Raw genomic sequence first — 14,967 nt, 5'->3', positions numbered from 1 at the left:
CTTCTGTGTTATAAATGCAAATCAGTTATGCAATTATAACACTCCTCATTTTTGTAATTTGTTTTATCTTCCTTGTTTAGGAATTTAACTATAATAGTTTGGTAAAAAATATGAATATTTTACGTTCTTACAGCCAATGGCGTCGTTATCGTCGGACAGTTAATGCGTTAAGTCGTCTTTCAACATATGAGCTTAGTGATCTTGGCATTAATCGTGCTGATATTAGTTTGGTTGCATGGCGTTCTTCACGTAAATCATTGTAATATTATTTTTGATAAAAATTTAGAAATTATTCAGCGTTCTAAGGAGCGCTGTTTTTATTTATAATGTTGTCAGTCAATTTTAAAGTAAAGACGGTATTGTCTGCTGGTTTAGAGGGTGTACTATGTTCTTCTTTAGTAAGGAGAAAGAACGGAAAAACAGAAAAATAAGCTGTCATTTGTTCTGCTTTCGAGAAGTGTTGGTATGGTTTTGAGCATAAGAATGAAGTCTTTACATTTAAGTGTGTAAGGGAGGATAGTTTTTGTGTCTTTTTCAGTTTTTATATCGTATTAGAAGAAGAGATGTCCCTAAAACACCAGCGGCTAAAATAAACCACGTTATTGCATATATTAAGTGGTTATTGTGAAATTGCACAACAGTAAGGCCAGGAATGGGAAGATTTTCTTGTGACACTGTTTCTGATTGCGCATCAATAAAATAGGGAGCAACAGGAGAAAGGTCTAATTTTTGGGCCATAGCAGGGAGTTCGCGCGTATGCCATACATTTTGATCAGGTTTGTTTTTGCGTGGAAACACCCCATTTTTTTCACTCATCCTTAAAAGGCCTGTAATCGTAATCTGATTTAGAGTATGTGCAGAATTATTATTAAACGAAGCGTTTTTTTCCTCTTGTTCAAATTGATGACGTGCTTCCATAGGAATAAAACCGCGGTTGATAAAGGTCACTGTGTTATCGGTTGTTTTTAAAGGAGTTAAAACCCAATAACCCGTGGTATTTTGTGCAACAGCGGTTACGAGAATATTTTTGTTTGTAAGAAGCTTTCCGGTGATTGTAACAGGACGATATTCATCTTTGTTAAAAGTAATATCTGGCCATTGTTTGTAAGGTGGCGCTTGGATAGGTGTGAGATGGACACGTTGATTAGCACTGGTAATAAGATTTGTTTTCCATTTTAGTCGTTGTATTTGCCATACACCTAATGCACTAAAGACAGTAAACAGAAATACCCATAAAATGCTCAATAGAACAGAAAAAAGACGGATGTTTTTGCGTTGGAGATTTATTTTAGAATGGCCCATTTTCATCATGATAATGAATACCTTTTAATATGAAAAGAGCTAAAAGAAAGTATTTTATAGGGTTTTACCAAAAAAATAATAAAATAACCGATAGAGGAATGAAAAAGTTTCTAAAAGACTTGACCTTTTATAGCCAACGACTTATAAAAACTCAGTTTTCCAATAATGCCCGTTCAAGGTTATGGGTGGATTTTTTGTTTGCGTCCATTTATTTTTCTGGCGTTGGAGTTTGGAATTTCTTAAATTTAAAGGTGAAATCTATGTCTCGTGCCTGCGAATTGACAGGAAAAACGGTCCAGTATGGCAATAATGTCAGCCATGCAAACAATAAAACCCGTCGTCGTTTTTTACCAAATCTTTGCAATGTGACATTGATCTCGGAATTGCTTCAACAGAGTTATCGTTTGCGTATTTCTGCAAATGCTTTGCGTTCGGTTGAGCACCGCGGTGGTCTTGATAACTTTTTGATTAAAGCTGATGATAAGGAATTGTCGCAGCGTGGGCGTCTATTGAAGCGCCAAATTATGAAAAAAAAGCTGAAAGAGTAGCTTAATTCTTTTATTTTCCTGCAGAATAAAAAGTTTTTTCATTGAGGGAAGCGTTTGATTATTTAGGCTCAATATCTCATTTTGATTCTATTCTCTAGGTTAAAGGAATGTCTTCAGCATATAAATCTTTAGCTGCGCAAAAAGAGAAAAGTCGTCTTTTTTTTGCAAGCTTTGCAATGTGTATTGCTGTAGTTGCTTCCAATATTTTGGTTCAATATCCTGTTAATTTCTTTAGTTTGGATGAGCTATTAACCTATGGAGCTTTCACATATCCCTTTGCTTTTTTAATTAATGATTTGACCAACCACTTTTATGGTCCCGGTGCAGCAAGGCGTGTTGTGTATGTTGGTTTTATTTCTGCTGCTTTTATTTCTTGGATATTAGCTACACCGCGTCCCGCAATTGCTTCTAGTACAGCGTTTTTATTTGGGCAATTACTTGATATAATAGTTTTCACACCTTTGCGGCGTAAAACATGGTGGAAAGCCCCTTTAATAGCAGCATTAGTGAGTTCAGATTTAGATACAATTTTGTTTTTTTCTCTTGCTTTTGCAAGCAGTTTTTCTTTTATCGATCAATTGGTTGATTATTCTGATGGTTCTATTATTGACAGTATCAGTGTTATGAGTATTGAAATTCCTGTTTGGTTTTCACTTGCTTTTGGTGATTTTTTAATAAAAATTATTATGAGCCTATTTATGCTTGTCCCTTATGGGGTAATTTTAAAGAGTTTTCGGACTCCTTTTTATCAAGGGCGTTGAGAAGAGACGATGTCTTTTGTTTATTCAACAATAACGATATTTATTATATTATACTGCTGAAATAGAAAGATTTTTATTCTATTCTTGGCACAAGATGATGTGTAACAATATTTATATAAGATCGGTGGTTGATTGGGTCTTTATCTCTTCAGATTTTCTTTAAAGAGTGCTGTAAGCTGTTTTGTTATGGCATTTGCTAACTCTTCAGCGTTGATGATTGTTACAGCGCGTTGGTAATAACGTGTTACATCATGGCCGATACCGATAGCGATAAGTTCTATAGGGGAATTTGCTTGGATTTCTTGTATCACAGCACGCAAATGTTTATCTAGATAATTACTGGGGTTAACAGAAAGAGTTGAATCGTCAACAGGAGCACCATCAGAAATAACGATCAATATTCGACGATGTTCATGGCGTGAGATCAAGCGCTGATGCGCCCAAATAAGGGCTTCTCCATCGATATTTTCTTTCAGTAATCCTTCTTGCAGCATTAATCCTAAATTGCGTCGAGCACGGCGCCATGGTGTATCAGCGCTTTTATAAATGATATGACACAAGTCATTTAGACGCCCTGGATGAGAGGGTTTATTTTGATGAATCCATTTTTCGCGCGATTGTCCTCCTTTCCATGCTTTTGTGGTAAAGCCTAAAATTTCTACTTTAACTCCACAACGTTCAAGAGTTTGTGCTAAAATATCAGCACAAGTTGCTGCAACAGTAATGGGGCGTTCTCGCATGGAACCTGAATTATCAATAAGCAGTGAAACAACAGTATCACGAAATTGTGTTTCACATTCCATTTTAAAAGAAGGCGGTTGCATTGGATCAATAATAAGGCGTGGAAGGCGTGTTGTATCAAGATAACCTTCTTCTAGGTCAAAGTTCCAAAAACGATTTTGTTGTGCCATGAGGCGGCGTTGGAGTCGGTTTGCTAAGCGTCCAACAATGTTTTGGAGATGATTTAATTGTTGATCAAGATAATGACGTAAATGATCTAATTCTGTTACAGAACAAAAATGAGTCGCATCCAAAATAGCATCAAATTCATGGGTAAAAATTTTATAATCAGCCAAATTTTCCATTTTCTGAGAAGCATGAAGAAAGTATTTTGATTTGCTGAATTTATTTTGTTGAGAATTTTCTTGTTCATTTTGAGGTGTATCATTATCATTTGACTGAATAGTTTTTTCTTTGCCTTTATTTTGTGCATCATTACTTTGTTCGGTTGTTTTTTGTTTTTCACTTTGAGATTTTTTTTCGTTTATAGTTTCTTCTTCTGTTTGATTTTGTGTATCGTGGTTCTGTCTCTGTTTTTTAGAAGTGCGATTCTTAGGGTTTATTTTTAATGGATTCGCCATTTCAAGGGCTACGAGCATTTGACGTGCTATTTGTGCAAAAACATTTTGGTTATAAACATGAAGTGTTAGCTCATGTAATTCTGTTGCGACTTTTTTTTCTATGGATTGACGCCATAGTTCCAAGACAAGTCCGGCTTCTTTTAGGGGAGAGCGTTTTGTTATTTTTTCACGCAATAAAAGCGCAATCGCTTCTTGAAAAGGAGCTTCATTTTGATTCCTTATCCTCTGATAACAGGCTTTTTGATATTTATCAGCAAGCATCATATCAAGATTTTGTGCGATTCCTTTCATTGTTAAAGTGCCAATTGCTTCAATACGTGTTTGTTCAAGTGCATCAAAGATCGCTCGTGCTTCTGGTTCTATCGGGGCAAATTGGGTGTGAATATGGCTATCATGCCATGCTTTGCGGAGTGCTATAGAATCGCTTAATCCACGAGTAACAGCTATATCTTTATCGGTTATTTGTTGAGGTAATTCTGGTAAACGTGCACAATTCTTGCTTAAGGATAGCTTGTTATGACTAAACATAACGTTAAGTTCGCGTGTGTTAGCAATGGCGCGAATACAAGTAGATGTAGCTCTTTTAAAAGTTTCAATATCAAAGTGGCTCTTAGAAGAATGTTTTGCTGAATTTTTGCTATTATCACCTTCTTTTGCAGCCATAATTGACGCATTCCTTAAGGCAAGACATGATGAATCAGTGATTCAGGAAGCTCATTTCCAAAGGCACGTTGGTAAAATTCTGCAACAGTTGTTCGTTCAAGTTCATCACATTTATTGAGAAAAGTTAAACGGAAAGCAAAACCAATATTTTGAAAAATTGTGGTATTTTCTGCCCAAGTTATAACGGTACGCGGGCTCATAACTGTAGAAATATCTCCATTCATGAAAGCTTTGCGCACCATATCAGCAACATGTACCATTTGTGAGATGGTTTTTTTACCCTCAGTGGTTTGGAAATGTTTGACTTTCGAACAAATGATATCAACTTCTTTATCGTGGGGTAAATAATTTAATATTGTTACAATTGACCAACGATCCATTTGCGCTTGATTGATTTGTTGGGTGCCATGATACAGTCCCGTTGTATCGCCAAGACCAATAGTATTTGCTGTTGCAAAAAGTCGAAATGCTGGATGAGGAGTAATAACACGGTTTTGATCAAGCAAACTGAGGCGCCCAGAGGATTCAAGTACTCGCTGGATGACAAACATAACATCTGGCCGTCCTGCGTCATATTCATCGAAAATAAGGGCAATATTATTTTGATAAGCCCATGGCAGAATACCATCTTTAAATTCGGTGATTTGCAAGCCATCTTTCAAGACAATGGCATCTTTTCCGATTAAGTCAATGCGACTAATATGTCCATCAAGATTAATTCGAATACAAGGCCAATTAAGACGTGCAGCAACTTGTTCAATATGCGTTGATTTTCCTGTACCATGATAGCCAGATATCATAACACGTCGGTTAAAAGCAAAACCTGCTAAAAGTGCTAAAGTTGTTTGTTGATCAAAAAGATAATCGGGATCTAAATCAGGAACATGAGAGCTTTTTGTGCTAAAAGCAGGCACTTTCATTTCAGTATCAATATTGAATACATCCTTTGCCCAGACTGTTGTGTCAGGCATATTTGAGACTGTAAGATTTGTTTTTGTCATCATTTTTGAGGAAGATATCCGCTGTTTATTATTTTGTTGTCAAACACTATAGAACATAGACCACTTATGCAAATGCTCTAATGGCAAAAGAGATTGGCTGTGAAGGAGATGCTGTGTTGCATGATCGTTTTTCAAAAATCTTAAATGTTTAATCATTGAACAATAGAATGGAGTATTTGAATATAGATTTTAACATCTACCAGATTTTTTCAGTAAATTATAGGCATGGAGCACGTTACGAAAGCGTTCTTCTGAAGAACGATTCCCACCATTAGCATCAGGGTGATGTTTTTTAACAAGCTCCTTATATTTTGTTTTGATATCTTCGGCTGAAGCATTTTCTTGTAAGCCCAAAGTATCAAAAGCTTTAGCTTCCAAAGGTTTTAGTTTTCGTGTATCCGTAGTCTTTGAGTGTCGTTGGGTAAAAAGTTTAAATGGATTACGCACACGATTTTGGTAAGCAGCGGTTCCAGATCGAATTTTTGCGTAATCGGAAGCTGTTTTTGTAACCGTGCTATTATTACCTGCAGACCATGTTGGACGATGCCCTGTAAGAGCATCTTTTTGAAACTTCGCAATGTCTTCATCGCTGAGACCTGAGAAATAATTAAAATTTTTATTATAAGCACGGATGTGTTCAATACAAAAATAGAGATATTGACCTTCGTGATTGCGTCCTGCTGGTGCTTTGTGCGATCCTGCTTTTTCGCACCTTTCCCATTGGCATTGTTGTATTTGTAATTGACTCTGTTTTTTTTTGTTTGAGCTAATACGAATTGAGTCGAATAATTTAGATGTTGTTGTCATATTTTTGCCTTATGCAAGATCGATCTTTTTGATAAGAATTGACTTGTAAAAAATTTCTTTCCACATTTGATTTTATTAAATATTGTCTTAAAAAATTAGTTACAATATCCGTTTTTGTGAAGGAAAAAAAATGTCTTGTACGGTTTATACAACAATTGAGACAAAACTGCGTGATGCTTTTTTGCCGCAAAAGCTTGAAATAATTAATGAAAGCCATCTTCATGTAGGTCATCCTCACGAAGAACATGCTTTTGATGGTAAGGGGGAAACACATTTCCGTGTGAAAATGCTTTCTTCTTCTTTTTCTGGTATGAAACGGGTAGAAATACATCGGGCTATTTATAAAGTTTTGGAGCAAGAGTTGGCAACAAACATTCATGCTTTAGCGCTTGAGATTGAAAGTGTTTAACATGTTTTTCTCAATTCAAAAGTTTTTAGGCACGGGGATGTGCTTTTTGATAGATTTCTAATAAATGATTTGTATCAATATGGGTATAGATTTGTGTTGTGGATAGGCAGGCATGGCCGAGAAGTTCTTGGATAGTGCGCAAATCTCCTCCCCGTGATAAAAGATGGGTAGCAAAAGAATGGCGTAATGCGTGTGGTGTGGTTGTTTCTGGTAAGCCAAGACGCGCTCGTAGGTTTTGGACAGTTCGTTGAATAATAGCGGGTTGTAAAGGTTTTCCCCGGACACCAAGGAATATTGGCTGAGTGTTTACTAAAGGATAAGGACAGCATTTTAGGTAATTCTCTATCGCTTTATGGACAATTGGAATCAGTGGGATAAGACGTGTTTTTCCTCCTTTTCCAGTGACAGATAGGCTTTTTATACTGGGATCAGCAAATTGCTCTGGAGTGAGTGCTAAGGCTTCTGATATCCGCATTCCACAACCATAAAGAAGAATCAAAATAGCGGTATTACGAGCAATAATCCAGGGTTCAGTTTCTTGTTGATTTTCTTCTTTGACTATACGGAGTGCTGATTCTATGGTCAAAGGTTTTGGTAATGATTTTGGATGTTTTGGTGTTCGTACAAGTTTTGCGGCAGGAACATTGACAAGTTTTTCCCGGGATAAATAGTTAAAAAAAGAGCGTAAACTTGCCATGTTTCGGCTTAAGGAGCGAGCACTTATGTTTTGTGTTCGACGATAAGCTAAATAAGCACGCAAATCAGCTACACGCAAATCAGCAAGATCGTCGAGAGTTGGTTGATATCCTAAATGTTGACAAAGAAAAAATAAAAACTGCCTTGTATCACGCTCATAAGCAACGGCCGTATGAAGAGCCATTCGACATGTTTGTGTGAGATGATCCAGCCAATTCTTTCTCGCAATGAGGAGGGTATGATCAGCTGGAACTAGAGGAATTTTTTCATTTTTACTGTCATATTCGAAGAGCATTTTTAGTTAAGAGCACTTTTCTTTTTCTTAGTTTTTGTTTCATTTTCTTGACTGTTTTGTTTTTTTAACTCTTCATGAGTGAGTTGATTTTCACTTTTTACAGAAAGAATCTTTAAAAGGTTATTCATTGACATAAGATGCGCAAAAATCCATCCAAGAAAACCATTTTTATGCAATTTAGCAAGTTGATGAGCAAATAATTTATTGAATTTTTCTTCATCAACCATCCAGAAGTCTTCTAATTGCGCTGATACACCTCTGTCATTTTTCACATTGATTGATTTTTGACATAAAAGGTCCATTTCTACAAGGGTCTCGATAAATTCAGCGGTTTTTTCCATACTGATTTTAAAACTTTCAAGAAAATTAATACATTCTTCCATAAAGGGCGAAATAGATCCATCTGAATTGAAAAGATCTTTCCCTGAAACTTCATTAAACATACCTGATTGTTGATCAAAGCAAACAGAAAGTTCTTTTTCATTTTGCATTTTTGCAAGAACAAAAGGATAGCGACGGACAAAAGCAGGAATATAAGTATCCTTTTTCCACTGTTTATCAGAAGTAATGTAATCATTATCGTTATTAGAAAGGCCTACGAGTGCAACGGACGTATAATGGCGTTTTTTCTGCTCATCTTCCGCACTCATAAATAGGATGGGATAATCTATAGCGGCTTGAAAATATTCAGCACTGGCTAAAGGAATCCAATGGGTATCCTGTGCAAAAGACATATCGTTTAATGGGCTGAATTTAAGATTTTTATGAGTGATTTTGTTCAGTGGAGTCACATTTTTGTAAAAGAGCATGATATTTGCCATAATATTTTCTCCTTATGATTAATTTCTATTTTGTTACCAAAATGAGCCTTTTTAGAAGATTTTATGTGGCAACAATATCGAATGCGAGTTACAGGATGAATTAAGTACTTTAAGTTTATAATGATTCTTTCTTTTTTAAATAAAAAAATTTAATTATAGGAAGTGTAATGGAAAAAGTATGAAAAAGAAAGTATATCTTGCCATTATTGGTGCGGCACATGGAATTAAGGGGGATGCTGTTGTTAAAGTATTGAGTTCTAACCCTGAGAGTTTAAAGAGCTATAGTGTTTTTTATGATGAAACAGAACGTTCTTATGAAGTTGTTAGCTTTCGTATGCAAAAGAATAATGCAATTATACATTTTAAAGGAATAGAAGGACGGAGTGCTGCAGAATCTTTAAGGGGAATCAAACTTTATGTTGAAAGAAATCAATTGGCTGATGATTTGGATGAAGATGAATTTTATCAAATAGATTTGATCGGCCTTTGTGTTTATAATTGTGCCAAACAATTTCTAGGTAAGGTAAGTGGTTTCTTTAATTTTGGCGCTGGTGATTTAATTGAAATACAGTTGGTTTCTGGTAAAAAGATTCTTATTTCCTTTAGCAAAGCTGCTGTCCCCGAAATTTGTGTTGCTTCTGGTTTTCTTATTGTAGATCCAATAGCTGCTGGTTTGTTTCATGATCAAGAGTAATATGCATAAGTAATGTGCGTAAATTAAATGAAGGGATGAAGAGTTATCAATATGGGATTTCATGCGCGTATTTTAACACTTTATCCTGAAATGTTTCCAGGAATTTTAGGATATTCTTTAGCAGGACGGGCTTTAAAGCAAGGAATATGGTCGCTGGAAACAGTGCAAATTCGAGATTTTACTTTAGATAAACACCATAGCGTTGATGATACACCAGCTGGTGGTGGTGCAGGTATGGTCATGCGTGCTGATGTATTAGCAGCGGCAATTGATAGTTGTCCATTGGATACACCAAGATTATTACTCAGTCCACGTGGGCAACCTTTTGATCAAGCTTATGCACGTTCTTTAGCAGTTGGGTCAGGGGTGACACTGATTTGTGGGCGTTTTGAGGGGGTGGATGAGCGTATCATTGAAGCACGGCAATTAAAAGAAATTTCTATTGGTGATTATATTCTTTCAGGAGGAGAAGTTGCTTCCCTTGTTGTGTTGGATGCAATTATACGGCTTTTACCCGGTGTGATAGGGAATAAGATTTCTGTAGAGTGTGAAAGTTTTGAAAATGGTTTACTTGAATATCCACAATATACACGCCCTCTTGTTTTTGAAGGACGAAGCATTCCATCGGTTTTAACATCGGGTCATCATAAAGCTATTGCTAATTGGCGGCGAGAACAAGCTGAATTGCTCACGCATCAACGTCGTCCTGATCTTTATGCTCTTTATAAGAAAAAACATCAGAAAGCTTGATTCATCTCAAAAAATAATATACTGTTAGCGTAGTTTTCTTCAAAGAAATTTTCTGTATATTCTAAATTTTAAGTGCGTATCCCAAAATTAAAAGATGGTGTATTCGCTTTCTATATTCAACGTAGCCTAAAGAGTATTTAAAATTTTTTTGGTGAGAGTTTTAAGCGCTCTAACTGTTCGAAAAGAACGCGAAGGATAAAAAGATGAACATTATAGCACAGCTTGAGGCTGAACAGTGCGCAAAAATTGAAGCAAAACGTCAACTGCCTGTATTTCAGGTTGGTGATACAGTGCGTGTGATGGTTCGTGTGACAGAAGGTACACGAACGCGTATTCAGGCCTATGAAGGGATTTGTATCGCTCGTTCAGGGGGTGGTGTAAATGAAACTTTTACAGTCCGTAAAATTTCTTATGGCGAAGGGGTTGAGCGTGTGTTTCCAGTTTATTCCCCTCTAATTGAAGGGGTTGAGCTTGTTCGTCGGGGTAAAGTTCGTCGTGCGAAGCTTTACTACCTACGTGGTCTCAGAGGAAAAGCAGCACGTATTGCTGAAAAGAGAGAGTACCATAAAAAAGATGCAAAAAGTGCAAAAGAAACAGAAGAGAGCGCTGTTGTAGACAATGTTACAAATGTCTCAGAATGAATTACTCAATAAATTATATGAATGAGATTTATTAAAAAATGCAGCTGTAAGGCTGCTTTTTTATTGTAATAATTAAAACAAAAAAGGAATAAAATATCCATTTTTAAAAGAATTATAATAAAATTTTTAATGTCTCTTTTGTTTTTTATTATTAATTTTTCTCATGAATAAAGAACATTTACAGAAGAATATATTTTGTGAGAATAGAATTTTTGATGAGAGAGTATCTTAGGATAGGAAAAATTTTGATATTTTCGGCGACGGTTATTTAAACTTAAGCTCTTTAGAAGAGTGTATGATGCATATAGTAAGTGAAGGATCTTATAAGTTTTCACGCAATGAAGTTGGTAGAGGTGTAAATGTTCAAGATTGAATTATAAAGAACGGCTGATTTGTCATAAAACTTAAAAAATTAACACTATCTTTTTTATAAAGAGTCACAATCATAATCATTATAGAATAGATCCGCTGATCTTAAGGAAAAGTAGAGTGAAAGATATGTAAAAAATATGTTTATATTTAAGAAATAATGTTAAACCTTTGACGTGAAGATAAAATTGTACTAAACAGAGGAAGTTTTATGGTCTATGGCTATATAACAAATCGGTTTTTTTATGCGCGACCTTTAATCCGTCATTTTAATAACCGGCCTGTAATGTTAGTCCCTTAGGACTGAACAAGTTGAAATGATTGTGCACTGAATCGCTTTGCGTGGATTTTCTCGTAATAATGAGGTTGCAGTGAAAGCCAGGTCAGGATGTTTTATGATAGAGACAACCACAACAAAAGATCGCCCTCGTTCTCCTCACTTAAGCGTTTATCGCTGGTCAATTACTATGGCAATTTCGATAGCACATCGTATTACTGGTATAGTGCTTTATTTTGGAATGTGTTTTTTGGCTCTTTGGTTAGTTTCAATTGCTTGTGGTGCTGATACATTTAAAATGGTTAACAAGATTTATGGATCTTTTCCTGGGCTTTGTTTTTTGTTTTTTTATACATTAGCTGGAGTTCATCATATCGTTGGATGTGTTCGCCATATTGTGTGGAATTTGAATCCTCGTTATTTAGCAAAAGAAAAAGCAACCTCAACTGCTTGGGCTACAGTTTTTATTTCTCTTATTGTCACGATTGCACTTTGGGTCATTGGGTACGGCGTTGTTTAGCCAGGGGTAGAAAAAATGAAAAAAGATTTGCGAACAGAACTTGGAAAAGTACGTGGCTTCGGCAGTGCGCATACAGGAACAGAGCATTTTTGGTTAGAGAATCTGGTCAGTTTTGCTAATGTGCTTCTTTGGACACTTTTTATTGTTCTCGTTATGTCATGCGTGGGAAAAGATTACAGTGTTGTTCATGCGAGACTTTCCCATCCTATGGTTACAGTTTGGATGGGGTTGATGATTTTTTCAAGTCTTTATTACATGAAATTGGGGATGCAGGTCGTTATTGAAGATTATATTCCACATGAAGGTATGCGAATATTCTTTTTTGTATTGAATATTTTATTTTGTTTTATTCTGGGCAGTATAATGATGTTTGCTCTTTTGAAAATCGCATTAGGGGCTTGAAAATATGGTGAGAGCAATATCATCTCTAGGTGCTAGAGTGGGGCGTGCTGCCTATAACTATGTCGATCATAAATTTGATGTTGTGGTTGTTGGTGCTGGGGGAGCTGGTTTACGTGCGACCCTTGGTATGGCTGAGCAAGGATTAAGAACAGCATGTATTACAAAAGTTTTTCCAACGCGATCACATACAGTTGCAGCGCAAGGCGGCATTGCGGCATCCTTGTCGAATATGGGGCCTGATAATTGGCAATGGCATTTATATGATACGGTGAAAGGATCTGATTGGCTTGGCGATACCGATGCTATGGAATATTTAGTGCGAAATGCACCGGCAGCTGTTTATGAATTAGAACATTATGGGGTTCCTTTTTCGCGTACACAAGAAGGGAAAATTTATCAACGTCCTTTTGGTGGTCATACCACAGAGTTTGGTGAAGGCCCACCAGTTCAACGTACTTGTGCTGCAGCTGATCGTACTGGCCATGCAATTTTGCATACGCTTTATGGGCAAAGCCTTAAGCATAATGCGCAGTTTTTTGTTGAATATTTTGCCCTTGATTTGATCATGACAGATGGTGTGTGTACAGGTGTTGTCGCTTGGAATCTTGATGATGGTACAATTCATCGTTTTTCTGCGAAGATGGTTGTTCTTGCCACTGGCGGTTATGGGCGGGCTTATTTTTCAGCAACATCAGCGCATACATGTACAGGTGATGGTGGCGGGATGATTGCTCGGGCTGGGTTACCGCTTCAGGATATGGAATTTGTTCAATTTCATCCTACAGGGATTTATGGTTCTGGTTGCTTAATTACAGAAGGTGCACGTGGTGAAGGTGGCTATTTAGTGAATTCTGAAGGTGAGCGCTTTATGGAACGTTATGCACCATCTTTTAAGGATTTGGCGTCGCGCGATTTGGTTTCACGTTGTATCACACTTGAAATTCGGGAAGGGCGTGGTGTTGGTGCGAAAAAAGATCATATTCATTTAGTCCTTAATCATATCGATCCAGCTATATTGCATGAGCGTTTACCCGGGATTTCTGAATCAGCTCGAATTTTTGCAGGGGTTGATTTGACCAAAGAGCCAATTCCTGTTTTGCCAACAGTTCATTATAATATGGGTGGTATTCCTACCAATTATTATGGAGAAGTTTTAAATCCAACCCTTGATTCTCCTGATCGTGTTCAACCAGGTTTGATGGCTGTGGGTGAGGCAGGATGTGCATCTGTTCATGGGGCTAATCGTTTGGGATCAAATTCATTGATTGATTTAGTCGTTTTTGGACGTGCTGCTGCAATTCGTGCAGGAGAAGTCATAGATCGCGATGCAGAAATCCCAGCGCTTAATGAAGCCGCAGTTGATGCAATTATGGCACGTTTTGACCGTTTACGTTTTGCTCAAGGGCAGGTTCCAACAGCTATGCTGCGTGAAAAAATGCAGCGTGCGATGCAAGAGGATGCTGCGGTATTCCGTACAGCAAATTCTTTAGAACAAGGATGTCAACGGATCAGTAAAATTTGGGATGAACTTTCTGACCTTAAAGTAACAGATCGCTCGCTTATTTGGAATTCTGATTTGGTAGAAACATTAGAGCTTGAAAATTTGATGGTGAATGCAATTACGACTGTTTATTCTGCAGCTGCTCGTTTGGAAAGTCGTGGTGCTCATGCACGAGAAGATTATCCAGAGCGTGATGATAAAAATTGGCGTCGTCATACACTTTCGCATCTGTCTCAAGATGGAAAGGTGACATTATCGTATCGTCCTGTTCATGTTGATCCATTAACGTTTGAAGAGGATGGTGGTATAGATTTAAAGCGTATTATGCCTAAAAAGCGTGTTTATTAAGGGGAAAGTGAGTTATGGTACAAATTAGGCTTCCCAAAAATTCTCAAGTTAAAGCTGGAAAAGTTTGGCCTAAACCTGAAGGTGCTACGCATTTAACAGAATTTCATATTTATCGTTGGTCACCTGATGATGAGAAGAATCCGCATCTTGATACTTATTACGTGGATCGTTCACTGTGTGGCCCGATGATTCTTGATGGGCTTTTATTTATTAAAAATCATATTGATCCAACTTTAACACTTCGTCGGTCATGCCGTGAGGGCATTTGTGGTTCATGTGCGATGAATATTGATGGCACCAATACATTGGCTTGCACTAAAGGAATGGATGATATAAAACATCCAATTAAAGTGTATCCACTTCCTTCTATGCCTATTGTAAAAGATTTGGTTCCTGATTTAAAGCGTTTTTATGCGCAACATCGCGCTATTGAGCCTTGGCTGAAAACTGTTTCTCCTAAGCCTGCAAAAGAATGGTTACAAAGCTATTCTGATCGTCAGAAAATTGATGGTCTTTATGAGTGTATCCTTTGTGCATGCTGTCAAACGTCGTGCCCAAGTTATTGGTGGAATGGTGATCGTTATTTGGGGCCTGCTGTTTTACTCCAGGCTTATCGCTGGATTGTTGATTCTCGTGATGAAATGAGCGGTGAGCGCCTTGATAATTTAGAAGATCCTTTTCGGCTTTATCGGTGCCACACGATTATGAATTGTGCGCAAACTTGCCCGAAAGGTTTAAATCCAGCTAAGGCGATTGCTGAAATTAAAAAGCTTATGGTTGAACGACGTCTTTGAAAATTTA

At 37.0% G+C, this 14,967-nt stretch carries 17 protein-coding genes; 11 read left to right on the top strand and 6 right to left on the bottom strand.

Going from position 1 to position 14,967, the window contains the following annotated elements:
• Positions 1 to 110 precede the first annotated feature (110 nt).
• Complete coding sequence (locus Bra60_RS06225) at positions 111 to 263, top strand: DUF1127 domain-containing protein (protein ID WP_078674034.1); 153 nt, start codon at positions 111 to 113, stop codon at positions 261 to 263.
• Positions 264 to 534: 271 nt separating this feature from the next.
• Here Bra60_RS06225 and Bra60_RS06220 read toward each other — a convergent pair whose 3' ends face one another.
• A complete protein-coding gene (locus Bra60_RS06220; RefSeq protein WP_035006481.1) occupies positions 535 to 1,311 on the bottom strand; it encodes an SURF1 family protein in 777 nt (258 codons plus the stop codon).
• Between the two features lie 251 nt (positions 1,312 to 1,562).
• Here Bra60_RS06220 and rpmB point away from each other — a divergent pair, with 251 nt between their 5' ends.
• On the top strand, positions 1,563 to 1,850 hold the full coding sequence (rpmB, locus tag Bra60_RS06215) for a 50S ribosomal protein L28 (RefSeq protein WP_078688950.1): 288 nt from the start codon (positions 1,563 to 1,565) through the stop codon (positions 1,848 to 1,850).
• 107 nt (positions 1,851 to 1,957) lie between these two features.
• A complete protein-coding gene (locus Bra60_RS06210; protein ID WP_078688949.1) occupies positions 1,958 to 2,611 on the top strand; it encodes a VUT family protein in 654 nt (217 codons plus the stop codon).
• Between the two features lie 140 nt (positions 2,612 to 2,751).
• On the opposite strand, the gene cobT is transcribed toward Bra60_RS06210, so the two are convergent.
• From cobT to Bra60_RS06195, 3 genes are all read right to left on the bottom strand, one after another.
• Positions 2,752 to 4,635, bottom strand: coding sequence for a cobaltochelatase subunit CobT (gene cobT, locus Bra60_RS06205; RefSeq protein WP_078688948.1), 1,884 nt, complete (start codon positions 4,633 to 4,635; stop codon positions 2,752 to 2,754).
• A 14-nt stretch (positions 4,636 to 4,649) separates the two neighbouring features.
• Complete coding sequence (gene cobS, locus Bra60_RS06200; RefSeq protein WP_035006761.1) at positions 4,650 to 5,636, bottom strand: cobaltochelatase subunit CobS; 987 nt, start codon at positions 5,634 to 5,636, stop codon at positions 4,650 to 4,652.
• 189 nt (positions 5,637 to 5,825) lie between these two features.
• Positions 5,826 to 6,443 (bottom strand): J domain-containing protein, encoded by a 618-nt coding sequence (locus Bra60_RS06195; RefSeq protein ID WP_078698158.1) that lies wholly within the window; start codon positions 6,441 to 6,443, stop codon positions 5,826 to 5,828.
• A gap of 130 nt (positions 6,444 to 6,573) precedes the next feature.
• On the opposite strand from Bra60_RS06195, the gene Bra60_RS06190 reads away from it, so the two are divergent.
• Positions 6,574 to 6,852 (top strand): BolA family protein, encoded by a 279-nt coding sequence (locus tag Bra60_RS06190; RefSeq protein ID WP_035006487.1) that lies wholly within the window; start codon positions 6,574 to 6,576, stop codon positions 6,850 to 6,852.
• A gap of 25 nt (positions 6,853 to 6,877) precedes the next feature.
• On the opposite strand, the gene Bra60_RS06185 is transcribed toward Bra60_RS06190, so the two are convergent.
• Both Bra60_RS06185 and Bra60_RS06180 read right to left on the bottom strand, forming a co-directional pair.
• Positions 6,878 to 7,843, bottom strand: a complete 966-nt coding sequence (locus Bra60_RS06185; protein ID WP_078688946.1) for a tyrosine recombinase XerC — start codon at positions 7,841 to 7,843, stop codon at positions 6,878 to 6,880.
• Positions 7,844 to 7,845: 2 nt separating this feature from the next.
• On the bottom strand, positions 7,846 to 8,664 hold the full coding sequence (locus Bra60_RS06180; protein ID WP_078688945.1) for a SapC family protein: 819 nt from the start codon (positions 8,662 to 8,664) through the stop codon (positions 7,846 to 7,848).
• A 178-nt stretch (positions 8,665 to 8,842) separates the two neighbouring features.
• On the opposite strand from Bra60_RS06180, the gene rimM reads away from it, so the two are divergent.
• The 7 genes from rimM (at position 8,843) to Bra60_RS06145 (ending at position 14,960) form a co-directional block, all read left to right on the top strand.
• Positions 8,843 to 9,358, top strand: a complete 516-nt coding sequence (gene rimM, locus Bra60_RS06175) for a ribosome maturation factor RimM (protein WP_078698157.1) — start codon at positions 8,843 to 8,845, stop codon at positions 9,356 to 9,358.
• A 51-nt stretch (positions 9,359 to 9,409) separates the two neighbouring features.
• A complete protein-coding gene (gene trmD / locus Bra60_RS06170) occupies positions 9,410 to 10,108 on the top strand; it encodes a tRNA (guanosine(37)-N1)-methyltransferase TrmD (protein WP_078688943.1) in 699 nt (232 codons plus the stop codon).
• 203 nt (positions 10,109 to 10,311) lie between these two features.
• Positions 10,312 to 10,749: a 50S ribosomal protein L19 gene (gene rplS, locus Bra60_RS06165; protein ID WP_035006493.1), complete on the top strand. Its 438-nt coding sequence runs from the start codon at positions 10,312 to 10,314 to the stop codon at positions 10,747 to 10,749.
• 764 nt (positions 10,750 to 11,513) lie between these two features.
• Positions 11,514 to 11,915, top strand: a complete 402-nt coding sequence (sdhC, locus tag Bra60_RS06160; RefSeq protein WP_035006763.1) for a succinate dehydrogenase, cytochrome b556 subunit — start codon at positions 11,514 to 11,516, stop codon at positions 11,913 to 11,915.
• A gap of 15 nt (positions 11,916 to 11,930) precedes the next feature.
• A complete protein-coding gene (sdhD, locus tag Bra60_RS06155) occupies positions 11,931 to 12,317 on the top strand; it encodes a succinate dehydrogenase, hydrophobic membrane anchor protein (protein WP_078688942.1) in 387 nt (128 codons plus the stop codon).
• A 4-nt stretch (positions 12,318 to 12,321) separates the two neighbouring features.
• Positions 12,322 to 14,166, top strand: coding sequence for a succinate dehydrogenase flavoprotein subunit (gene sdhA, locus Bra60_RS06150; RefSeq protein WP_078698156.1), 1,845 nt, complete (start codon positions 12,322 to 12,324; stop codon positions 14,164 to 14,166).
• Between the two features lie 14 nt (positions 14,167 to 14,180).
• On the top strand, positions 14,181 to 14,960 hold the full coding sequence (locus Bra60_RS06145; protein WP_078688940.1) for a succinate dehydrogenase iron-sulfur subunit: 780 nt from the start codon (positions 14,181 to 14,183) through the stop codon (positions 14,958 to 14,960).
• The last annotated feature ends 7 nt before the right edge of the window (positions 14,961 to 14,967 follow it).

Source organism: Bartonella sp. Raccoon60, from assembly GCF_002022585.1.
Lineage (GTDB): Bacteria > Pseudomonadota > Alphaproteobacteria > Rhizobiales > Rhizobiaceae > Bartonella > Bartonella rochalimae.
This window is presented reverse-complemented; position numbering and strand designations above follow the sequence as displayed.